The sequence below is a fragment of the Achromobacter sp. SX5 genome (assembly GCF_056711425.1).
Genome location: NZ_CM160041.1, coordinates 3,744,879 through 3,765,847 on the forward strand (window position 1 = coordinate 3,744,879; position 20,969 = coordinate 3,765,847).

Below are 20,969 nucleotides of genomic sequence, written 5' to 3' on the forward strand. Positions count from 1 at the left end.
CGCGAAAGCAGGCCAACGGCTCGCCGCTGGCCTGCGGTGCCCGCTTACCTGCGCAGCGACGGCGCCGGCTCCTGACTGCGGATTTCGCGCGGGACGATCATCTTGGGGTCGACGAGACGGCCCTCATCGAGAATCAGCTTGCCGTCGATGGTGAGGGTGCAGTCCCGCATCGGGATATCGCAGTGGCCCATGGTTTCACGCGTGCCTCCGCCCAGGGTGTTCGGCCCGGTCGAGAACAGGAAGTTGCCCGCGATCACGCGCGCGTTGGCCCGATTGCGCTCGGGCACGTCGCCGTACAGGCCGCTCCAGTACCAGCGCGCCTGCGGATTGAGGCCCCAGCCCAGGTGCGAGACGGCGAACGGATCGGTGTCGTCCGGCGAGGTCTGGTTGTCTTCCAGCCAATCCTTGATCAGCTTGGCGTCCAGCCCCCCATCGATGGACGTGATGATGCCGTCCTTGATCTGCATATCGACCGCATCGGACACGTAGCGGCAATACGGCAGGATGATGATGTCGCCCGGCTGCAGGATCACCCGGCCGTTGGCGCTGCCGTCGTTGGGGAACATCTGCACGAAGCCGCCGCCCCACAGGTCCCAGTGGCCTTTGTCGTCCGCCGCGCCCCACAAGGCCATGGTGCCGTACTGGCCGCCCTTCCAGCGCAGATCGGTTCCGTCCTTGCGGGTCATGTGGCCTTCTCGCGCCTTCTTGAGGATGTTGTCGGAATACTGCACGGCCTCCTTCAGGCCTTCCGGCGCCATCAGTTCCTCCAGGTCGTCCGGCGAATCGTGGATCAACAGGATGCGTCCGCCGGCCTTGACCACCCTTTGCATCCATTCGGCCCAGATGGGGATGTGGAACAGCACGATCACGTCGGCCTTGCACAGGGCGTCCATGGCGCCCTTGCATCGGCTGATGATGTCCACCCCCATGCGCACCCAGCTAGGCACCGCGCCCAGGCGGATCTCGTAAGCGTCCGCGCCGAGTTCCTCGGACGCGACGATGGCCGCATTGATGTAGTCGTCGCGCACGGTGAGGTCGCTCAGCACCACCACGGTTTCACCGGCCTTGACCTTGCATTTCTCCAGCTGTTTTTTGAACAGCGACGGGATACGGGCGTTGTTCAGCTCTTGCGCGCGTACTGCTCCATTTCTCATGTCTGCCTCACGGTTTGTATGAATGACGGGCCGGACGTTTCCCGGCCGGCTGCCCCGCACGGCCCGGCCCGCAGGCGGCGTGCCGGGCGATTCGAGACTACGCACCGGCGCGCGCCGGCACACCCCCCGGATCAGATAGGCCGGCCTCGCCCGCGCCTATCCGATTCGATCAGTACCGGGCCGGCAACGGGTTATCCCCAAGCCAGCCGGGGTTCAGGCGCCGCGGCGTATCGGATAAGGTACGAGAGCCCGGCACCGTTACATCCGCACCCTTCTACGCCCACCATGCAACCCACGCTGATCCCGACCAAGCTCGCGCCGGCCGCCCAGGCCGGCCCCTGGCTGGCGCGCCCGCGGCTGGTCCGCGCGCTGACCGGCGCCGGCCCGCGCGCCGTGCTCATCTGCGCCCCCGCCGGCTACGGCAAGACCACGCTGATGAGCCAGGCATACGCGCAACTGGCGGCGCAGGGAGAACGGATCGGATGGGTCAGCTGCGACCGGCACGACGCCGCGCCGGTGGACTTCCTGCGCTACCTGATGGCGGCTGCGCGCCAGGCCTGTCCCGGCGCGGGGCGGCGATTCTTCGGGCTGGCAGGCGCCGACGCGGGCATTTACCCGGACACCGCGCTCGCCGAGCTGGCCGCCATCGATGCGCCGCTGACGCTGTTTCTGGACGACGTGCACCATGCCGCCAGCGGCCTGCCCGATTTCCTGGAGGCGCTGGTCCGCTATGCCCCGCCCACCATGCGTTTCGTGCTGTCGGCGCGCGATGCGCGGCGCCTGCCCCTGTGGCGCCTGCGCGCCGAGAACCGCCTGGCCGTCATCGGCGCGGCCGAGCTGGCCTTCGACGCCGGCGAGGCCGATGCCTATTTCCGCGACTGCGCGCCATGCCGGCTGGAACCTGCGCAAGCGGCCGCGCTGCTGCGGGCCACGGAAGGCTGGGCCATGGGCCTGCAACTGGCGCGCACGGCGCTGGCGCAGACCGGCGATTACCGCGCCGCGGCGCAGCGCCACCGCGGCGGCAATCCGGAGATCGGCGGCTACCTGCTGCATCACGTGCTCGACGAGCAGCCCGATGAGGTGCGCGAATTCCTGCTCAAGACGTCGATCCTGGACCGGCTGTGCGCGCGCAACTGCGATGCGCTGCTGGGACACGCGCGCAGCGCCCGGATGCTGGACGTGCTGGTCCAGGCCGGCCTGTTCCTGGCGCGCCTGGAAGGCGAAGACCGCTGGTTCCGCTACCACCCGCTCTTCCAGGAATTCCTGCAACAGCGGCTGGAAGTGGAATATCCGGACGAGTGCGCGACGCTGCGCCGCAGCGCCAGCCTGTGGTTCCGCGAGCACGGCTGCGCCGAGGAAGCGCTGGCGCTGGCCCGCGCCACGGAAGACATGCCTTTCATCGCGCAGACCCTGGAGGCCACCAGCAATACGCTGGCCTATGTGGGCAACCACAGCGCATTCCAGACGGCCGCGCGCGCGTTACCGCCGGCCGCGCTGAGCGCGTTTCCCCGCCTGGCGCTGGAACGGGCCTGGATGGAAACGATGCGCTGGAATTTCGCGCAGGCCCACCATCTGCTCGAACTGGCGCAGGCCCACATGACGGCCCGCGCCGACCCCGGCTCCGATTTCGGCGAACTGCTGCTGCACCGGCGCATGGTGCTGGCTTTCCATTGCGGCGACAGCGTGGACGCCGCCCGGCTATGCGAGCAGTGGCTTGCGCGCTATCCCTGCGCCGAGCCTTTCATCAGCGGCACGGCCTACAGCGTGCTGATGTTCGTGCGCGCGCTGCAGATGGACAACCCCGGGCTGGCGGCCGCTTCGGGAAAGGCGCTGGACCTGTACCAGGGCAGCGGACTGCACAACGCGATGGTCTGGCACAACTGCATACTCGGCCTCACCCACGAAAGCCGCGGCGAGATCGACGAGGCGCTGCAGGCCTATACGCAGGCCGCGGCGCAGTCCGGCAGCCTGGTCGGCGCGCCCGCCGGCGTGCTGGCCATGCCCGCCGTCCTGACGGCCCACGTGCATTACGAACGCAACGCGCTCGACCGGGCGCGGCAGCTGATCGACGCAACGCCCGAGGCCGGCCAGCCCGGCGGCCTGATCGAGTACATCGTCGCCTATTTCATGACGCGCAGCCGGCTCGCCGCCGCCAGCGGCTCGGCCGAGCAGGCCCTGGCTATCCTGGAGCAAGGCATGGACTTCGCCGCCAGCTATGCGCTGCCGCACATCGCGCAGGCCTTCGAGGTCGAGCGCGTGCGCCAGCTGCTGGCCGCCGGCGGCATCGACCAGGCGCGCGACATCGGCGCGCGCCTGGGCCTGCGGCCGGATGCGCCGCGCCTGCCGGCCGAAGGCGCGACGCTGCGCGAGGCCAACATGGCGATGACGTGGGGCCGCATCGCGCTGGCCTCGGGGCAGTCCCGCAGCGCGGCCACGGCCATGCAGCGCTGGATGGAGCACTGCATGACGCGCAAATGCCACCGCCAGGCGGTGCTGTTCGCGATACTGGCGGCGCGCGGCAAATGGCTGGCGCGCGATACCGGCGCGGCGATGCGCCTGCTGGCGCCGGCCGTCAGGCTCAGCGCCAGGTTCGGCTTCGTGCGCACCTGGATAGACGAGGGCGCGCCGGCCCGCACCCTGCTGCTCAGGCTTTACGAAACCGACGGCCCCTTGGCGGTCGAGGACAAGATCTACACGCGGGTCTTGCTGAGCCAGATGGGCGGCCATGCCGACCCTGCGGAGATCGACATTCCGCAAAGGCTGGACCCGGCGCGCAGCAGTCCGTTGAACAACCGGGAACTGGAGATCCTGGCGCTGGTGAGCCAGGGCATTACCGGCCGCTTCGTCGGGCTGCGCCTGGGCATCACCGAAGGCACGGTGAAGTGGTACATGCAGCGCATATTCGACAAGCTGGGCGTGCGCGGCCGCCGCCAGGCCATCGACGCCGCCCGCGCGCTGGGGCTGGTCGGCTGAGCGCCGCCGCGTTCAGAGATAATCCAGCGGCAAGGCCGTGGTGTATTTGAGTTCTTCCATCGCAAAGCTGGAACTGACATCGAACAGCTCCGCCACCTGGATCAGCTTCTTGTAGACCAGGTCGAACCCGGCGATATCGGGCACCACCACCTTCAGCAGATAGTCGGTCTCGCCGGTCATGCGGTAGAACTCCATCACTTCGGGCATGTCCTTGACGCCGAGCGCGAATTTCTCCAGCCAGTTGAGATCGTGGCGGTTCGTCTTGATCGACACGAACACCGTCACGCCCAGCCCGACCTTGTGGTTGTCCAGCAGGCAGACCTGGCGCCGGATCAGGCCCGAGCGCTGCAGCTGCTGGATGCGTTTCCAGCACGCGGTCGGCGAGAGATGCACCCGCTCGGCGATTTCATTGTTCGACAGGCGCGCATCCGCCTGCAGCAGCGCGAGTATGCATCGATCCTTCTTGTCCATTGCCTTGACCTGCTTCCTGCTCTTGAAGGTCCATCTTATAGACCGGTCTGGATCGCAGCGATACAATTCATTGACTCTAACCTACAAGCAAATTTGTATTTGACCCGTCGGGTCCGGCCGGCCGGAGGCGCCATGAAAGAGGTGGACATCACGCTGACGCAGACCTTTTTCTTCGTGGCGCAGGAAGGCACCTACTCGGCGGCGGCGCGCAGGCTCAACATCACCTACCAATCGGTGGCCAATCACATCCGCCGCCTGGAACAGCGCGTGGGCGAGAAGCTGGTGGTGGCCCGGCGCGGCGCCAAGTCCATCAAGCTCACCGCGCGCGGCACCAGCCTCTATCGCCTGCTGGCCCCGGAATTCGACGTGATGCTGACCCGCCTGGGCAGCCTGATCGACAAGCAGCGCCCGGTCGTGCGCATCGGCATGCCGCAAGCGATCTTCTTCCACCTGTTGCCGCCGGTGCTGGCGAAATTCCGCAAGAAGTACCCCGCCGTCGAGATCGTCGGCTATGAAAAAGACGTGTCGCTGCCGGAGCTGATCCGCAACGGCTCGCTGGACGTCTGCCTGAGCGAGCGCTATTTCGGCGACACCGTGATCCCGCAGCGCGTGATCTGCGACTATCAGCCCGCGCTCGTGTTTCCCTTGGGCTGGCCTGCTCCGGCCGACGAGACGGCGGTGCCGCAGTGGGCGCAGGACCGCCCGCTGGTGACCTACGAGCCCGGCCAGCTCTTGCGCAACATCGCGCTCGACTACCTGTCGGTGGGCAACGAACCGCCCCGGATCTCGGTATCGACCTCGACCAGCATGAGCGTGAAACGCTGCGTCGAGGAAGGGCTGGGCTTCGCGCTGCTGCCCACCTGGTGCATAGACGAGTCGGACAGCCACCTGAACTGCGTGGCGCTGCCCAACGCGCCGCGGATTCCGATCTACTTCGGCGAAGCCATGTTCCTGAAGTCGAACCCCTTCGTCCGCACGCTGCACAAGCTGTGCCAGGAAATATTCCCCACCACCGTCGAAGAACGCGCGAACCGCTGGAGCGCCGTCAAGACACCCCGGCCCAGGCGCGCCGCGCGCCGCGCGGCGGCCTGACCTCAGGCCCGCGGCGCGGCCCACGTCAGCTGGACACGCCTGCGGTGATTTTTTTTCTCTTTTTGCCCCCGGAAGCGGCAAATAATCGAAAAGTTTTCACCAGCCGTCCCCATAGACTTCATTACATCCCCGGCGGTCGCCCCCTCCCACACACAGGCCGCCTGCCCGGCTTGATCCATCACCGCCACACCGTCACCCGAGGATATGGAAATGAGCAAAATGAAGATCGAAGGGTCGTTCGTCGCCCTGATTACCCCGTTCAACAAGGACGGCAGCCCCGACTACCCGGCCTTTCGCGAACTGCTGAAGTTCCAGGAAGACAACGGCACCAGCGCCGTGCTCATCATGGGCTCGACCGGCGAAGTCTCCATGCTGTCGCCGCAGGAGCGCCAGGAGATCATCGTCGAGACCGCCAAGATGAAGACCGGCAAGATGAAGCTCTTCTACGGCTGCACCGGCAACAACACCGAGGCGACCAAGGACTATCTGCGCTTCGCCCGGGCCAACGGGGCCGACGGCGCCATCCTGGCCGCGCCCGCCTACATCTGCGCCTCGGAAGCGGACATCGAAAGCTACTTCCTCGAAGTGGCCGACGCCACCGACCTGCCGCTGGGCATCTACAACAACCCGCCGCGCGTCAAGAGCGACCTGCACTGGGACCAGCTGCTGCGCATCTTCAAGCACCCCAACTACGTCGTGCACAAGGAATCCACGACCCGCGTGGGCCAGGTGGCGCAGGTGCTGCGCGGCGCGCCCGACGTGTCGGTGATGTGCTGCGACTCGCCCAACCTGGGCCTGGTCGTGCCGACCATGAGCCTGGGCGGCCACGGCACGGCCAACATGACCGGCAACATCGCGCCGGCCGAGCTGGCCAGGATTTCGCGCCCCTGGACCAAGCCCGAAGTCAGCACCAGCTTCCGCGAGGCCTATCTGGACAACCTGCAACTGCTGCACTACTCGTACTCGGCGATCAATCCCGTGGCCATCAAGTCGCTGATGAAGGCCGTCGGCCTGCCGGCCGGCGAACTGCGCAAGCCGCTGCGCGGCCTGGAAGGCGAGCCGCTGCTCAAGGGCCTGCGCGTCATCAAGGAGCTGGGACTGCACGAAAAGTACGGCTGGAACTCGCCGGAACTGAAGGCCGCCTGAGCGGGCGACACCAGGAGCCAAAGCAATGGATTTGGGGATTCGAGGCCGCCACGCGCTAGTCTTCGGCGGCAGCAAGGGAATGGGCCGCGCCTGCGCCCAGCAGTTGGCCAGCGAAGGCGTCGACGTGACCATCGCCGCGCGCACGGAAAGCACGCTGGCCCAGGCGGCGCGCGAGATCGCGCAGGCCACCGGAACCCCGGTCCGATTCGCGGTCGCCGACCTCACCACGGATGCCGGACGGGAGGCGGCGCTCTCGGCCTGCCCCGCGCCCGACATCCTGGTGAACAACGCGGACGGCGCGCCGCCCGGCGACTTCCGCCTGTGGACCCAGGACGACTGGCGCAAGGCCCTGGATTCCATGGCGCTCGGTCCGATCGACATGATCCGGCGCGTGGTGGACGGGATGATGCAACGGCGCTACGGCCGCATCGTCAACATCGTCTCGCGCAGCGTCAAGACGCCGCAGCTGGAGCTGGGCCTGTCCAACGGCGCGCGCTCCTGCCTGGTGGGCTTCGTCGCGGGCCTGGCGCGGCAGACGGTGCGCTACAACGTCACCATCAACAATCTGCTGCCCGGCGTATTCGCCACCGACGCCCAGCGGCATCACATCGAAGGCATGCTGGAGCCGGGCGGCAAGACCTTCGACCAGCTCTGGGCCGAACGCGGATCGAACAACCCGGCCGGACGCTACGGTGAACCGGAAGAAATGGGCGCGCTGTGCGCGTATATCTGCGCCGCCCAGTCCGGCTACATCTGCGGCCAGAACATCCTCATAGACGGCGGCGCCTATCCGGGCACCTACTGACCGCCGCAGGCCCGCCCCGGGGTTCCGTGCTTATCAATTTCAGCGAGACCGCTATGCGTAAACCCTCTTTCCGTACACGCCGAAGCTGCATGAAAGGCATTGCGATGGCCGTCAGCGGCCTGGCGCTGCTGGGCTCGGCACAGGCCCAGGCGAACGCCGACGCCGCCTATCCCGACCGGCCGGTCACCATCGTGGTGCCGCACCCGCCCGGCGGCTCCGTCGACAGCCTGGCCCGCATGTTCGCCGTCAAGCTCGGCGAGGAACTGAAGCAGTCGGTCATCATCGACAACCGCGCTGGCGCGTCCGGCATGGTGGGCGCGGGCGTGGTCGCGCGCTCGACCCCGGACGGCTACACGCTGTACCTGAACGCCTCGATCCACAACATCAATCCGCTGCTCTACAAGAAGAAGATGGCCTTCGACGCGGTGAAGGATTTCACCCCCATCAGCGGACTGGCCCAGGGCGCCTTGATATTCAGCGTGAACAACAACGTGCCGGCCAGGACCGTGCAGGAATTCGTCAAGGTCCTGAAGGCCGATCCCGGCAAATACAGCTTCGCGACCACCGGCTTCGGCTCCGCCGGCCACCTCGCCATCGCGCAGTTCGCGTATGAGGCCGGCCTGTCCAGCCTGGACATCCCCATCGTGCTGTACCGCGGCGGCGGCCCGGCCCTGACCGACCTGATCGGCGGCCAGGTGCACGGGCTCATCGACCCCATGCTGTCTTCGCTGCCCATGGTCAAGACCGACAAGATACGCGCTCTGGCGGTCACCGGCGCCAAGCGCAGCCCGCTGCTGCCGGACGTGCCGACCATGCAGGAAGCGGGCCTGAAGAATTTCGAGTTCTATTCCTGGTACGGCTTGTGGGCGCCGGCCAAACTGCCGGACGCGATCCAGAAGAAGCTGGACGCCGCCACGCAGAAGGTCATGACCTCGGCCAGCATGAAAGAACAGCTCAGCGGCCTCGGATTCGAAAGCGCGTACCGCAACGGCGCGGACTTCGCGCAGTACATCCAGGCGGAAACGGCGCGCTACAGCACCATCATCGAACAGGCGCACATCACCGCGGAATAAAGCGCGCTCAAGCGGGCCGAAGGGCAGCGTGCGAACGCTGCCCTTGTTGTTTCGGCCATTCAGGCGCGGCCGCCATCCAGCCTGTCGATGGCCGGCAGCGCCAGCGCGCGAACCGCCGGCGCGGCCTCATGCCAGCGCGCCACTTCCACCAGCGCGGACTGGGCGCTGCTGCCCTGCGTCAGCCGCGACGTGCCCGCGTCCATCGTCAGCACGTTGGGATTGCCGTGCAGCTCCAGCTCCTCGCCGGCAGGATCGAACCACGCGCCCGTGGGCAGGACCACCACGCCGGGCTTGAGATCGGCATCGATGAGCGCGACCGCCAGACATGCGCCGCGCTCGTTGTAGACCTTGACCAGGTCATGCTGGCCTATGCCCCGGCTGGCGGCGTCCGCCGGCGAGATGCGTAGGGCTTCGCGGCCCTGGATCTTGAGCTCCACCGATGCGCGGCCCCCGTCCATCTGCGAATGCAGCTTGCCCGCCGGCTGCGGCGTCAGCAGATGCAGCGGCCAGCGGGCGGCCTCGGAAGCGCCCAGCCATTCCGCCGGCGCCAGCCACGCGGGATGCGGCGGGCAATCCGCATAGCCGAAGCCGGCGATCTTCTCCGAATACAGTTCGATGCGGCCGGACGGCGTGCGCAGCGGATTGGCCTGGGGATCGCGCCGGAATTCCTCGAACAGCACGAAGGGCCGGGCAGGCTCGGGAATCTCCGCATAACTCCGGCGCCAGAACGCCTCGAACCCGGGCGCGGCGTGGCCGCGGTCGCGCCATTCCTGCGCCATGGATTCATAGATGTGCCGCACCCACGCCATCTCGTCGCGGCCTTCGGTGAAGGCCTGCTCATATCCGCCCAGCGCGGCCAGTTCCCTGTAGATATCGAAATCGTTGCGGCTCGATCCCACCGGCGCCAGCGCCTGGTGCATGGCGAACACGTAGCGGTCGCGCGTCGAGCCGCCGATATCGTTTCTCTCCAGCGTGGTCGTGGCCGGCAGCACGATGTCCGAACGGCGCGCCATCGGCGTCCACCAGATCTCGTGCGCCACGATGGTCTGCGGCCGGCGCCATGCCCGTTCGAGGCGATTGAGGTCCTGCTGGTGATGGAACGGATTGCCGCCCGCCCAGTACACCATCCTGATATCCGGATAGACGCTCTCGCGCCCGTTGAATTCGTAGGTCTGGCCCGGCTGCAGCAGCATGTCGGTGAAGCGCGCCACCGGTATCGCCGAGCCGGTGGGATTGCGTCCCGAACCCATCGCCGGCCCGGCCAGCTCCATGCGCGGATTGCCCACCCCGTTCATGGAGGCATGGCCGAAGGCGAAGCCGCCGCCCGGCAGCCCCACATGCCCCAGCGCGGCGGCCAGCGCCACGCACGCCCAATACGGCTGCTCGCCATGATGGGCGCGCTGCAGCGACCATGCGCAGGTCAGCAGCGAGCGCGTCTGGCGCGCCTGGCGCGCCAGTTCGCGGATCGTGGCGGCAGGCACGTCGCAGATCGCCTGCGCCCACTCCGGCGTCTTGGGCCTGCCGTCGGCCTCGCCCATGAGGTAATCGCGCAAGGCCGCATACCCCACGCAATGGGTCTGCAGGAAAGCCTCGTCCTGGATGCCGTCGGCGATCAGCGCCTGCATCATCGCCAGCATCAAGGCCGTATCCGTGTTGGGCCGTATCGGAATCCAGCGCGCCTGCGAACCGGGCGGCACGTCGCCGCGGGTCGGGCTGATGACCACGAACTCCACGCCCGCCGCCCTGGCCCGCGTAATCTGCCCGCCCGCCGGATGGTCCCCCGCCCCGCCCGAGGTGATCTGGGTATTGCGCAATGGCATGCCGCCGAAGGCGATCAGCAGGCGCGTGTGCCCGGCCACGCTGTTCCAGTCCGTCACGCGGCCGGTCACCGGCGTGTAGCTGCCTATCACGTGCGGCAGCAGAAACTGCGCCGTGCCCCAGCTGTAGTTTCCGGCCTGGTTGGTGCAGCCGCCACCGGCGTTCAGGAACCGGTGCGTCTGGGTGCGCGCGTGATGCAGCCGGCCGGCCGAAGACCAGCCGTACGAGCCGCCGAAAATCGCCTCGCTGCCGTGCTCGGCGCGCACTCGCTGGAGTTCCGAATGCACCAGTGCCAGCGCCTCGTCCCAGCCGACCTCGACATAGCCGTCGCGTCCGCGTTCGCCGCCGTCGGACAGGTGCCGGTCGCGCAGCCAGCCCTTGCGCACCGCCGGACGATCCACGCGCAGCGGCGAATGCACCATGGCGGGCATGGACCGCAGAATGCCCGAAGGCGCGCTGTCGCGCTCGAAGGGCTCGCACGCGATCAGGCGGCCGCCTTCGACGACCGCGGTATAGGCGCCCCAGTGGGAGAGCGAGGGATAGCGGCGGATCTGTTCAGTCATGATTCGACCAGGTTGTAGCCCCGGGGTCCGCGCAGCCGCGAAAACCGGGCCGCTTGGGGATATCGGTTATTCATCCATGCTATCAAGGCGGGCGGTGAATTTTTTTCCCATTCGCCAGGCGGGCCGGCGGAACAAAGAAATAAATTTCTCTGTGGCAGACCGTACTCGGGAACGAAATTTACATTGCAAACCGGCAGGTGCATCAGGCTGCCGCCGAGTGTGATCGGCGCTGAAACCGCCGTGGACGGCAGCCGCGCTGCCCGATATGTCGGGTCCCGCAGTTGCGTGTAGCCCCAATTGTGGACGCACCTGCCATTAGCCAAGATTGCGGCGGCACTGGGATGCCGGTGTCGTCCGACACAGACCGCATCCCAGGCAGCAGGATTCTCGACCTCCAAAAACTTCTATTTCCATAGAAAACTTATTTTTTTCTTATAATGGTTTATCGATGAATTCGATTCACTGGACTCTGAAAGCGGCCAGGCAATTGCGCAAGCTGGGTCGTCAACAACAAGCAACGATTCGAGATGGCGTGGAGACGCTGAAGGCAATGCCGGCGTGCCGGAACGTCAGGGCCTTGACGACTCATCTGTACGGCTACCGCCTGCGCGTTGGAAACTACCGCGTGATGTTCAATTGGGACGGGGCAATCAGGATCGTCGAAATCCAGGAAGTGAGAAAACGCGATGAACGTACCTACTAACATCCAGATCATCAACGGCCCTGACGGACAGCCCGCCTACGTTGTCATTCCGTACGCAGAGTACGTGGCCTCTCGCAACTCGGAAAAGGATCTGATTCCCCACGAAGTGATCTGCCGTACCGTGGAGGGCGCCACGCCGGTGCGCGCCTGGCGCGAACACCTGGGCCTGACCCAGGACGACATGGCCGGGCGGTTGGGCATCAGCCAGTCCGCCTATGCCCAGCAGGAGAACAGCAACCGGCTGCGCAAGAGCAGCCGCGAAAGAATCGCAGCGGCGCTGCGCATCGAGGCCGCGCAGCTGGACTTCTGACGCCGAAAAAGAAACAGCCGCCATTGCTGGCGGCTGTAGGCACCTGATTTCTCAGGATTTCTTTGGTAGGCCCCCCGAGAGTCGAACTCGGCACCAACGGATTATGAGTCCGCTGCTCTAACCAGGCATGAGCTAGAGGCCCAGGTAACTTATTACTGCCCTTCCAGGAAGCTCTTCAGCTTGTCGGCCCGGCTGGGGTGACGCAGTTTGCGCAGCGCCTTCGCCTCTATTTGGCGGATGCGTTCACGCGTGACGTCGAATTGCTTGCCCACTTCTTCCAGGGTCTGGTCGGTGCTCATTTCGATGCCGAAACGCATGCGCAGGACCTTGGCTTCACGCGGGGTGAGAGAGTCTAGCACTTCCTTGACCACATCGCGCATCGAACCGTGCAAAGCCGCGTCCGAAGGCGCCAGCGTGGAGGTGTCTTCGATGAAATCGCCCAGGTGCGAGTCGTCGTCGTCGCCGATGGGCGTTTCCATGGAGATCGGCTCCTTGGCGATCTTCAGGATCTTGCGGATCTTGTCCTCGGGCATGTCCATCTTCTGCGCCAGGGTCGCGGGATCCGGCTCGGCGCCGGTTTCCTGCAGGATCTGGCGGCTGATCCGGTTCATCTTGTTGATCGTTTCGATCATGTGGACCGGGATGCGGATGGTGCGCGCCTGGTCGGCGATGGAGCGCGTGATGGCCTGGCGGATCCACCAGGTCGCGTAGGTCGAGAACTTGTAGCCGCGGCGGTACTCGAACTTGTCCACGGCCTTCATCAGGCCGATGTTGCCTTCCTGGATCAGGTCCAGGAACTGCAGGCCGCGGTTCGTGTACTTCTTGGCGATGGAGATCACCAGGCGCAGGTTGGCCTCGGTCATTTCGCGCTTGGCCTTGCGGGCCTTGGCTTCGCCGGTGGCCATGCGCTTGTTGACGTCCTTCAGGTCCTTCAGCGGCAGCACGACGCGCGTCTGCAGGTCGATGAGCTTCTGCTGCAGTTCCTGCACGGCCGGAATCTGGCGCTCCAGCGTTTCGGCGTACGGATGGCCGGCGGCCACTTCGTCGACGACCCACTGCAGGTTGGTTTCGTTGCCGGGGAAGACCTTGATGAAGTGCGTGCGCGGCATGCCGGCACGGTCCACACACGTGTGCAGGACCGCGCGCTCGAGCTGGCGCACTTCCTCGACTTGCTGGCGCAGCGTGTCGGCGAGCTTCTCGACCATCTTGGCGGTGAAGCGGATGCCCATCAGTTCGTTCTGGATGGACTCCTGGGCGCGCACGTAGACGTCGGACTTGTAGCCGTCCTTTTCGTAGGACTGGCGCATTTTCTCGAACTGCCTGGCGACCTCGTCGAACTTGGCCAGCGCCTTGACGCGCAGGTCTTCCAGCTGCTTGCTGGACATGCCGCCGGCCGGACCGTCGTCGCTTTCGTCTTCGTCGGCGGTGACGCCGGCGCCGGCGTATTCCTCGCCGTCTTCCGGATCGACCAGGCCGTCGACCACTTCGTCGATCTGGGCCTGGCCTTCGCGCACGCGCAGGATGTGGGCCAGGATCTCATTGATCGTGGTCGGGCAGGCCGAGATGGCCATGACCATGTGCTTCAGGCCGTCTTCGATGCGCTTGGCGATTTCGATTTCGCCTTCGCGGGTCAGCAGTTCCACCGAGCCCATTTCACGCATGTACATGCGGACCGGGTCCGTGGTGCGGCCGAAATCGGAGTCCACCGTGGTCAGCGCGGCTTCGGCTTCGTCTTCGACGTCATCGTCGTTGGACGCGACCGGCGCGTTCTCGCTCATCAGCAGGGTTTCGGCGTCGGGGGCCTGGTCGTAGACCGCGATGCCCATGTCGCTGAAGGTGCTGATGATGCCGTCGATCGCCTCGGCGTCGACCAGGTCGTCGGGCAGGTGATCGTTGATTTCGCCGTAGGTCAGGTAGCCGCGGTCCTTGCCCAGCTTGATGAGCTGCTTGAGGCGGTTGCGGCGGGCTTCGTACTCTTCGGGGCTGACGGGGCCGCGGGCGATCAGGTCCTTGGGATCGGCCTTGCCGCGCTTGCCGCCGCGCTTGGGCGGCTTCAGGTCGGGCAGGACTTCGCCTTCGCCGTCCATCGGATCGTCGAAACCGTCGGAATCGTTGTTGGCGTTCTTGGCCGGGCGGCCCGGGCGGCGGCCGCTGGGCGCCGGACGCGCGCTGCTCACCAGGTCGGCCAGCTTGTCTTCGGCCTTCTTGGCGCGGGCCTTGGTCACCTTCTCGGGCTTGTCGGCGCCCGCAGCAGTCTTGGCCGCCTTCTTGGCGGCCGTCTTGGCAGCGGGTTTGGCGACCTTCACCGCCGTCTTGGCGGGCGCTTTTTCCGCCGCCATGCTTACCGTACGCTTGGCCGTCTTGGCCTCGGTGTCGGCCGCATTCATTGCAGAGGAGGATTTGCCGGTGGTTTTGGTCATAGTCGCTTCCGTGGTCGTCGCAACCCGATTGGGCATGTTGCACCGCATTAGCCGTCCTGGACGGCTGTCCAGCGCGGCGGCACTACGGGTAAATCTGGTGAATCGGCCGAGAACCCTGCGGCTGCGTTGTTCGCAGCGCCAGCTCTTGCGAGCCCGCCTTGCGCCGTGCGGTGCAATACCGTCGGGGCGCTCTGGCGTGCCTGGCCTCATTCATCGGCGGGTTCCGGGCGCCGGGGGGACTGTCTGCCTATAAATAGGCGTTGCTTGCTTATCGGGCCCTTGCCCCAAGCAGCTGAGTAGACACAGCACCCAAACCACTAACGCTACGCGGAACTCACCGCCGCTGAACTGCCTGATCCACCGCTATATTAATTAACTATGTAACGAATTTGACGCACGTGCCCGTCTTTTCATGCCGGCCCTGCGTCAAACCCCTACACTGATTAGATTCCGGCAAGCGCAATAGATTCCGTCTGCCGAATCATGAAACATTCTCTGTGTCACAATCTCTTTTCCGCCATCAGCCCTCGGCTGCGTTCCCGGCGGCGGAAAACCCTTGATTTTAGCGCATTTAGCGTAGGCCGGCACCCTTCAGTACGGTCATGCGGCTGGAAAGTTCCAGATAGCGCTTGCGCGCCTCTTCCGTCCCCAGACCGGCGGCCGCCAGCTTGGCCATTTCGGCCCGGGCGGAGTCGAACTCGATGCGGCGCAGCGCGTCGTCCCATTCGGTCTGCGGGTCCGGCAAGTCTTCCTGGGAAAGGATGTCCGCCCGCAGGCCCTTGAGCACCGTGGCCAGGTCCGAATCGGGCTCCGCGGCCTCCAGCAGCGCGCCGACGTGGCGGGCGCCGCTGGATTGCGCCAGCATGATCAGGTCTCTTACAAGACCTAGATGGGGGCCGTGGTCGATGACTTCAAGCTGCTGGTCGCCCATGGAGTCCACCAGTTCGGGGTGGGCCAGCAGCAGGCTCAGCAGGCGCTTGGCCAGCGAAGGCATGGTGCGGCGTCCCTCGAAGCCGCCGACGTCATCGTCGCGCCGGCCCTTCCAGCCCTTGCCGCCCTTCCAGTCGCTCTTGCCTTTCCAATCGCCCTTGCCTTTCCAGTCGCGCTTGCCCTGCCACTGCTGCCGGCCGCCCGGCGCGCCGCCGGCGGCGGATTCTCCGTCCGGAGACGGAAAATGGCCGTAGTCCGCATAATCGGACTCTTCGGCAGGAATGTCGTGGAAATCGTGGCCGCCGAAGTCGTAGCCCGGGTCCGGCGGCCCGCCGTCCTGGCCCGGCCCCTGGCCGGCCGGCTGCGCGCCTTCGGCCGCCCGGGGGCCGGGCGCGAAAGGCTTGGCCGGCTGCTGCGCCAGCACTTGCGCCATTTCCTCGGGCGTGAGCTGCACCAGCTTGGCCATCTCGCGCTCGATCTGCACGCGCAGCGCGCATTCCGGGATGGCGGCCAGCAGAGGCTTGGCTTCGTGCAGGCAGCTTGCCCGCCCTTCGGCCTCGTCCATGTTGTGGCGCGAGGCGAGTTCGTCGAGCAGGAAGCGCGACAGCGCGACCGCGTCTCCCAGGCAGGCGCGGAAGGCTTCGGCGCCCAGTTCGCGCACGTACGAATCGGGGTCGTGCTCGGACGGCAGGAACAGGAAACGGATCGCGATGTCGTCGCGCAGCACCGGCAGGCAGGCCTGCAGCGCACGCCAGGCGGCGCGCCGCCCGGCGCCGTCGCCGTCGAAACTGAAGATCACCTTGTCGCTGGCGCGCAGCAGCTTCTTGACGTGGTCCGGCGTGGTGGCCGTGCCCAGCGTGGCCACCGCGTTGGCGATGCCCTGCTGCGCCAGGCCGACGACGTCCATGTAGCCCTCGACCACGATCACCTGCCCTTCCTGGCGGATGGCCTGGCGCGCCTCCCACAGCCCGTAGAGCTCCAGGCCCTTCGAGAACAGCGGGGTTTCCGGCGAGTTCAGGTACTTGGGCTCGCCCTTGCCGATGATGCGGCCGCCGAAGCCGATCAGGCTGCCGCGCGCGTTGCGGATCGGAAACATGATGCGTTCCCGGAACCGGTCGTAGCGGCGGCCGTCCTCGGACTCGATGACCAGGCCCGATTCCACCAGGACCGGATCTTCGTAGCTGGGAAACACATGCGACAGGCCGTGGCGGTCCGTGCCGGACCAGCCCAGGCCGAAATGCGCCGCGATTTCGCCGGTCAGGCCGCGCTGCTTCAGGTAGCGGATCGCCGCGGGCGAGGCCCGCAACTGCTTGAGGTAATGCGCCTGGGCGGCGTCGAGCACCTGCGTGTGGCGGGATTCCTCGGCCTTGCGGCGCGCGGATTCCTGCTGCTGGCGGGGGCTGCGGTTTTCTTCGGGGACCGTCATTCCCACCGAGCCGGCGAGCGTGCGCACGGCCTCGGGGAAACTGGCGCCCGTGTGCTCCATCAGGAAGGTGATGGCGCTGCCGTGCGCGCCGCAACCGAAGCAGTGATAGAACTGCTTGGTGGGGCTGACGGTGAACGACGGGCTTTTTTCGTTATGAAAGGGGCACAGGCCAAGCAAGTTGGCCCCACCCTTTCTCAACTGCACGTATCGCCCGACTATGTCGACGACGTCGACTCGGGCGAGCAAATCCTGGATGAATGACTCTGGAATCAATAGATTCGGGAATCAAAAATCAATACAGGCGCGGGGGCAGTTGTTGGCTACGGATGCGCTTGTAGTGGCGCTTCACGGCGGCGGCGTGCTTGCGCTTGCGCTCGGCCGTGGGCTTCTCATAGAACTCGCGCGAACGCAGCTCGGTGAGCAAACCGGTCTTTTCGATGGTGCGCTTGAAGCGACGCAGAGCGGCTTCAAACGGTTCGTTTTCCTTCAGTCGAACGATAGGCATAAAGTAATTGGCCTGCTTGTAGGGTAACAAAAGTTGATGACAAACCTGGCTTGCTTACCAGCAAACCCGCAGCATATCCGCAGTAAATTCGCAGTGAATCCTGCTACCAGGAGTATTTCTGCTGGCTGTTTCCGCTGGCTGTTTCCGTTACCCAAAGACTACCCAAAGAGTAACAAGCCAAGTTCGGTTTAGCGATAACCAGCGATTCTAGCATGGTCATGCCTGGTTTGACTACAGGCAGCGGCGATCCGAAGCCTGACGCCCCACCCGGCATGGCTGTGCGCTCAACTTTGCGAACCCTTGCGGATCCAGGCTTCGAGCTGGTGCGGACGCAGGCTGTCGTAATCTTCGAAGGGCTGGTGGATCCAGGGATTGGTCGGGAGCTTGTCGACGTAGTAGTCGGGCGTGGCCAGGGAATGCCCCTTCCACCACAGCACGGCGCTGCGCAGTTCGGTGATGTCGGGGAACTGGGCCTTGAGGTGATCGTAGACCTTGGTGAAAGTCTTGCCGGTATCGACCATGTCGTCCACCAGCAACACCCGCCCGGACAACGTGCCGCGCGTGATGGTGATGAACTGGGCGATATCCATGTCGCCCTGCTTGGTGCCGGCGGCTTCGCGGTAGCTGCTGGTGGCCAGAATGCCCAGCGGTACGTCGAAAATACGGGACATAACATCGCCGACGCGCATTCCGCCGCGCGCCAGGCAAAGAATCTTGTCGAACTCCCAACCCGATTGATGCACCTGCAAGGACAGGCGCTCGATCAGGCGGTTGTAGTCGTCCCACGTCACCCACAGATGGCTGTCATCATTGGTCGGCGTGCTCATAGGCAAGCATCTCCTGCTTAATCAATACGAAAAGGCCGCCGCCGGTGTGAGACCGGCGGCGGCCTTGCGAATAATAACCCGAATAACGCCTTGTCAGCCCTTCAGCGGATGACGCAGCACAATGGTTTCGTTGCGGTCGGGACCGGTGGACACCAGGTCGATGGGCACCCCGCAGACTTCGGCCACGCGCTCCAGGTAGCGGCGGGCCGCCTGGGGCAGCTTGTCGTACTCGGTGATGCCGACGGTGGATTCGCTCCAGCCGGGCAGCTCTTCCAGCACGGGTTGGGCCTGGGCGACCGCGTGCGCGCCATAGGGCAGCACGTCGCGGAATTCGCCGTTGACGCGGTAGCCGACGCCCAGCTGGATGGTCTCGAGACCGTCGAGCACGTCCAGCTTGGTGATGCACAGGCCGGAAATGCCGTTCAGGCGCACCGAGCGCTTGAGCGCGGCGCCGTCGAACCAGCCGCAGCGGCGCGGACGGCCCGTGACCGAACCGAATTCCTTGCCGATGGTGGCCAGGCGCGTGCCGATCTCGTCGACCAGTTCCGTGGGGAACGGACCCGAACCGACGCGCGTCGTGTAGGCCTTGGTGATGCCCAGGACGTAGTCGAGCTGCTGCGGGCCGACGCCGGCGCCGGCCGAGGCCGCGCCCGCGATGCAGTTGCTGCTGGTGACGAACGGATAGGTGCCGTGGTCGACGTCCAGCAGCGCGCCCTGCGCGCCTTCGAACAGCAGGCGCTGGCCGGCCTGCTGCATGGCGTACAGGTTGCTGGAGACGTCCTTGACCATCGGGGCGATGGCCGGCGCCAGCGCCATGGCCTGGTCGCGCACTTCGTTGGCGGAAACCGCCTCGGCGCCCAGGTACTTGGTCAGCACGAAGTTGTGGTAGTCCAGCACTTCGGCGAGCTTCTCGTCGAACAGCTCGGGGTTGAACAGGTCCTGCACGCGGATGGCGCGGCGGGCGACCTTGTCTTCGTAGGCGGGGCCGATGCCGCGGCCGGTCGTGCCGATCTTGCCCTCGCCCTTGCGCGCTTCGCGCGCCTTGTCGATGGCAACGTGGTACGGCAGGATCAGCGGGCAGATTTCGGAAATCTGCAGGCGCGAACGGACGTCCAGGCCGGCGGCTTCAAGCTCTTCGATTTCCTTGAGCAGGGCTTCGGGCGACAGCACGACGCCGTTGCCGATGAAGCAGGTGACGCCGGGGTGCATGATGCCCGACGGGATCAGGCGCAGAATCGTCTTCTTGCCGTTGATCCACAGCGTATGGCCGGCATTGTGACCGCCTTGGAAGCGGACCACGCCCTGGACGGATTCCGCCAGCCAGTCGACGATTTTGCCCTTGCCCTCGTCACCCCACTGGGTGCCGATTACGACTACGTTCTTGCTCATGTTACGAATCAATATCGAGTTTCTCGGGAAATCCGGAAATCTCCCCGCGGCCCTCCCGTTGCCGGGAGGGAGTTAGTCACAGCGTTCTGACCGTCCAGGCGCCATCCTGCAGCGCCAGCTCGCGATCGCAAACGAATTCGTCCTGATCCTGCTCGTGACCGGGCAATACCTGAACGACGATTTCCCCCGACCGGCGCAGGCGGCGCACCGCCTCGGTCAGGGCGGGGGCTTGCCCCCAGGGCGCGCGTACCGCACGCGCCCGTTCCGCCGGCGCCAAACCCGCCGCCAGCTTGCGTAAATCGAGGCTGAAGCCCGTGGCCGGACGCGCGCGGCCGAAGGCGCGGCTCACGTCGTCGTAGCGGCCGCCGCTGACCAGCGCGTCGCGCCAGCCTTCGGCATAGAGCGCGAACTTCACGCCGGAATGGTAGCCATAGCCGCCCACGTCGGCCAGGTCGACGCCGAACGCGACGTCGGGCATGGCGTCCACCACGACCTGCAGCGCATCCAGCGCGGCGGCCACGCCGGGCAGCAAGGGCAGTTCGCGGCGGGCCTGCTTCAGCACTTCGGGGCCGCCATACAGATTGGGCAGCAGCTTCAGGGCCTGCAGCGTCTCGTGGCGCAGGCCCGGCGCGCGCGCCGACAGCTCGACCAGGCCGGGCACGTCTTTTTCGCGCATCAGCAGGATGACTTCCTGCGACAGCGCGGCCAGGGCCGGGTCCGATTCGAGGATGGCGCGCAGCACGCCGGGATGGCAGAGGTCCAGCCGGGGATTGCGCACGCCGGCGATCGCGACGGTTTCCAGCACCAGCTGGATGATTTCGAGGTCCGCCTCGAAACCGGCATGGCCGTAGATTTCGGCGCCGATCTGCAGCAGCTCGCGGCTGGCCAGCAGATCGGCCGGACGGGCATGCAGCACGTTGCCGCAGTAGCACAGGCGGGTGACGCCGGCGCGGTTGAGCAAGTGCGCGTCGATGCGCGTGACCTGCGGGGTCATGTCGGCGCGCACGCCCAGCGTGCGGCCGGACAGCTGATCGACCAGCTTGCAGGTGCGCAGGTCCAGATCGCTGCCGGTGCCCGACAGCAATGAATCGATGTATTCGACCAGGGGCGGCGCGACCAGCTCGAAACCGTACGTGCGGTACAGATCGAGAAGTTCGCGGCGCAGTTCCTCGATGCGCCGGGCCTCGGCCGGAAGGACATCGGCGAGGCTCTCGGGCAGCAGCCAGTTACCCATGAATGTTTACCTGAATAACGCCAAGTGATGCGTGGGCGTCGCCCAAACGAAAAGCGGCTGAGGGGCGTAAGCCCGCTCAGCCGCTGCGGAATGTTTTCTAGCTTACGCGGTATTGTACATGGTTCGGCGG

At 66.0% G+C, this 20,969-nt stretch carries 16 protein-coding genes and 1 tRNA gene; 7 read left to right on the forward strand and 10 right to left on the reverse strand.

What is annotated here, in order from left to right; all coding sequences use genetic code 11:
* Window positions 1-44: 44 nt before the first annotated feature.
* Window positions 45-1,154, reverse strand: a complete 1,110-nt coding sequence (locus tag AC1M14_RS17605) for a 2,5-dihydroxypyridine 5,6-dioxygenase NicX family protein (protein WP_102771707.1) — start codon at window positions 1,152-1,154, stop codon at window positions 45-47.
* A 285-nt stretch (window positions 1,155-1,439) separates the two neighbouring features.
* Between AC1M14_RS17605 and AC1M14_RS17610 the strand changes: the two genes are divergently transcribed.
* Window positions 1,440-4,127: a winged helix-turn-helix domain-containing protein gene (locus tag AC1M14_RS17610; RefSeq protein WP_479730176.1), complete on the forward strand. Its 2,688-nt coding sequence runs from the start codon at window positions 1,440-1,442 to the stop codon at window positions 4,125-4,127.
* A gap of 12 nt (window positions 4,128-4,139) precedes the next feature.
* On the opposite strand, the gene AC1M14_RS17615 is transcribed toward AC1M14_RS17610, so the two are convergent.
* Window positions 4,140-4,598 (reverse strand): Lrp/AsnC family transcriptional regulator, encoded by a 459-nt coding sequence (locus AC1M14_RS17615; protein ID WP_102771709.1) that lies wholly within the window; start codon window positions 4,596-4,598, stop codon window positions 4,140-4,142.
* A 132-nt stretch (window positions 4,599-4,730) separates the two neighbouring features.
* Between AC1M14_RS17615 and AC1M14_RS17620 the strand changes: the two genes are divergently transcribed.
* The 4 genes from AC1M14_RS17620 (at window position 4,731) to AC1M14_RS17635 (ending at window position 8,714) form a co-directional block, all read left to right on the forward strand.
* The gene (locus AC1M14_RS17620) at window positions 4,731-5,690 is read left to right on the forward strand and encodes a LysR family transcriptional regulator (RefSeq protein ID WP_102771710.1); all 960 of its coding nucleotides are present in this window, start codon (window positions 4,731-4,733) and stop codon (window positions 5,688-5,690) included.
* 210 nt (window positions 5,691-5,900) lie between these two features.
* The gene (locus tag AC1M14_RS17625; protein ID WP_479730177.1) at window positions 5,901-6,836 is read left to right on the forward strand and encodes a 4-hydroxy-tetrahydrodipicolinate synthase family protein; all 936 of its coding nucleotides are present in this window, start codon (window positions 5,901-5,903) and stop codon (window positions 6,834-6,836) included.
* Between the two features lie 25 nt (window positions 6,837-6,861).
* A complete protein-coding gene (locus AC1M14_RS17630) occupies window positions 6,862-7,641 on the forward strand; it encodes an SDR family oxidoreductase (protein WP_479730178.1) in 780 nt (259 codons plus the stop codon).
* 89 nt (window positions 7,642-7,730) lie between these two features.
* Window positions 7,731-8,714, forward strand: a complete 984-nt coding sequence (locus AC1M14_RS17635; protein ID WP_209164780.1) for a tripartite tricarboxylate transporter substrate binding protein — start codon at window positions 7,731-7,733, stop codon at window positions 8,712-8,714.
* Window positions 8,715-8,773: 59 nt separating this feature from the next.
* Here AC1M14_RS17635 and AC1M14_RS17640 read toward each other — a convergent pair whose 3' ends face one another.
* Window positions 8,774-11,095, reverse strand: a complete 2,322-nt coding sequence (locus AC1M14_RS17640) for a molybdopterin-dependent oxidoreductase (protein ID WP_479730179.1) — start codon at window positions 11,093-11,095, stop codon at window positions 8,774-8,776.
* Window positions 11,096-11,543: 448 nt separating this feature from the next.
* Between AC1M14_RS17640 and AC1M14_RS17645 the strand changes: the two genes are divergently transcribed.
* Together AC1M14_RS17645 and AC1M14_RS17650 are read left to right on the forward strand one after the other, a co-directional pair.
* On the forward strand, window positions 11,544-11,798 hold the full coding sequence (locus AC1M14_RS17645) for a type II toxin-antitoxin system RelE family toxin (protein WP_102771715.1): 255 nt from the start codon (window positions 11,544-11,546) through the stop codon (window positions 11,796-11,798).
* Entirely contained in the window at window positions 11,782-12,108 is a 327-nt protein-coding gene (locus AC1M14_RS17650) for a helix-turn-helix domain-containing protein (protein WP_111827248.1), read from the forward strand. Before AC1M14_RS17645 ends, AC1M14_RS17650 begins: the two co-directional genes overlap by 17 nt.
* 63 nt (window positions 12,109-12,171) lie before the next feature.
* Here AC1M14_RS17650 and AC1M14_RS17655 read toward each other — a convergent pair.
* From AC1M14_RS17655 to AC1M14_RS17685, 7 genes are all read right to left on the reverse strand, one after another.
* Window positions 12,172-12,250, reverse strand: a tRNA-Ile gene (locus AC1M14_RS17655).
* Between the two features lie 10 nt (window positions 12,251-12,260).
* A complete protein-coding gene (gene rpoD, locus AC1M14_RS17660) occupies window positions 12,261-14,528 on the reverse strand; it encodes an RNA polymerase sigma factor RpoD (protein WP_102771717.1) in 2,268 nt (755 codons plus the stop codon).
* Between the two features lie 571 nt (window positions 14,529-15,099).
* A complete protein-coding gene (gene dnaG, locus AC1M14_RS17665) occupies window positions 15,100-17,157 on the reverse strand; it encodes a DNA primase (RefSeq protein WP_479730180.1) in 2,058 nt (685 codons plus the stop codon).
* 19 nt (window positions 17,158-17,176) lie between these two features.
* Window positions 17,177-17,389, reverse strand: a complete 213-nt coding sequence (rpsU, locus tag AC1M14_RS17670) for a 30S ribosomal protein S21 (RefSeq protein WP_006218592.1) — start codon at window positions 17,387-17,389, stop codon at window positions 17,177-17,179.
* 284 nt (window positions 17,390-17,673) lie between these two features.
* Window positions 17,674-18,216 carry a phosphoribosyltransferase gene (locus tag AC1M14_RS17675; RefSeq protein WP_102771719.1) on the reverse strand — a complete coding sequence of 181 codons (543 nt, stop codon included), beginning with the start codon at window positions 18,214-18,216 and terminating at the stop codon, window positions 17,674-17,676.
* 93 nt (window positions 18,217-18,309) lie between these two features.
* A complete protein-coding gene (locus AC1M14_RS17680; protein WP_168202332.1) occupies window positions 18,310-19,605 on the reverse strand; it encodes an adenylosuccinate synthase in 1,296 nt (431 codons plus the stop codon).
* A gap of 76 nt (window positions 19,606-19,681) precedes the next feature.
* The gene (locus tag AC1M14_RS17685) at window positions 19,682-20,839 is read right to left on the reverse strand and encodes an ATP phosphoribosyltransferase regulatory subunit (RefSeq protein ID WP_102771721.1); all 1,158 of its coding nucleotides are present in this window, start codon (window positions 20,837-20,839) and stop codon (window positions 19,682-19,684) included.
* Window positions 20,840-20,969: the final 130 nt, after the last annotated feature.

Excerpts from the sequence above, each read along its gene's own strand:
- AC1M14_RS17645 (WP_102771715.1), top strand. The coding sequence starts at position 11,544 with ATGAATTCGATTCACTGGACTCTGAAAGCGGCCAGGCAATTGCGCAAG.
- AC1M14_RS17630 (WP_479730178.1), top strand. The coding sequence starts at position 6,862 with ATGGATTTGGGGATTCGAGGCCGCCACGCGCTAGTCTTCGGCGGCAGC.
- AC1M14_RS17605 (WP_102771707.1), bottom strand. The coding sequence starts at position 1,154 with ATGAGAAATGGAGCAGTACGCGCGCAAGAGCTGAACAACGCCCGTATC.
- AC1M14_RS17675 (WP_102771719.1), bottom strand. The coding sequence starts at position 18,216 with ATGAGCACGCCGACCAATGATGACAGCCATCTGTGGGTGACGTGGGAC.
- AC1M14_RS17680 (WP_168202332.1), bottom strand. The coding sequence starts at position 19,605 with ATGAGCAAGAACGTAGTCGTAATCGGCACCCAGTGGGGTGACGAGGGC.
- AC1M14_RS17620 (WP_102771710.1), top strand. The coding sequence starts at position 4,731 with ATGAAAGAGGTGGACATCACGCTGACGCAGACCTTTTTCTTCGTGGCG.
- rpsU (WP_006218592.1), bottom strand. The coding sequence starts at position 17,389 with ATGCCTATCGTTCGACTGAAGGAAAACGAACCGTTTGAAGCCGCTCTG.
- AC1M14_RS17610 (WP_479730176.1), top strand. The coding sequence starts at position 1,440 with ATGCAACCCACGCTGATCCCGACCAAGCTCGCGCCGGCCGCCCAGGCC.
- rpoD (WP_102771717.1), bottom strand. The coding sequence starts at position 14,528 with ATGACCAAAACCACCGGCAAATCCTCCTCTGCAATGAATGCGGCCGAC.
- AC1M14_RS17640 (WP_479730179.1), bottom strand. The coding sequence starts at position 11,095 with ATGACTGAACAGATCCGCCGCTATCCCTCGCTCTCCCACTGGGGCGCC.
- AC1M14_RS17615 (WP_102771709.1), bottom strand. The coding sequence starts at position 4,598 with ATGGACAAGAAGGATCGATGCATACTCGCGCTGCTGCAGGCGGATGCG.
- AC1M14_RS17635 (WP_209164780.1), top strand. The coding sequence starts at position 7,731 with ATGAAAGGCATTGCGATGGCCGTCAGCGGCCTGGCGCTGCTGGGCTCG.
- AC1M14_RS17650 (WP_111827248.1), top strand. The coding sequence starts at position 11,782 with ATGAACGTACCTACTAACATCCAGATCATCAACGGCCCTGACGGACAG.
- AC1M14_RS17685 (WP_102771721.1), bottom strand. The coding sequence starts at position 20,839 with ATGGGTAACTGGCTGCTGCCCGAGAGCCTCGCCGATGTCCTTCCGGCC.
- AC1M14_RS17625 (WP_479730177.1), top strand. The coding sequence starts at position 5,901 with ATGAGCAAAATGAAGATCGAAGGGTCGTTCGTCGCCCTGATTACCCCG.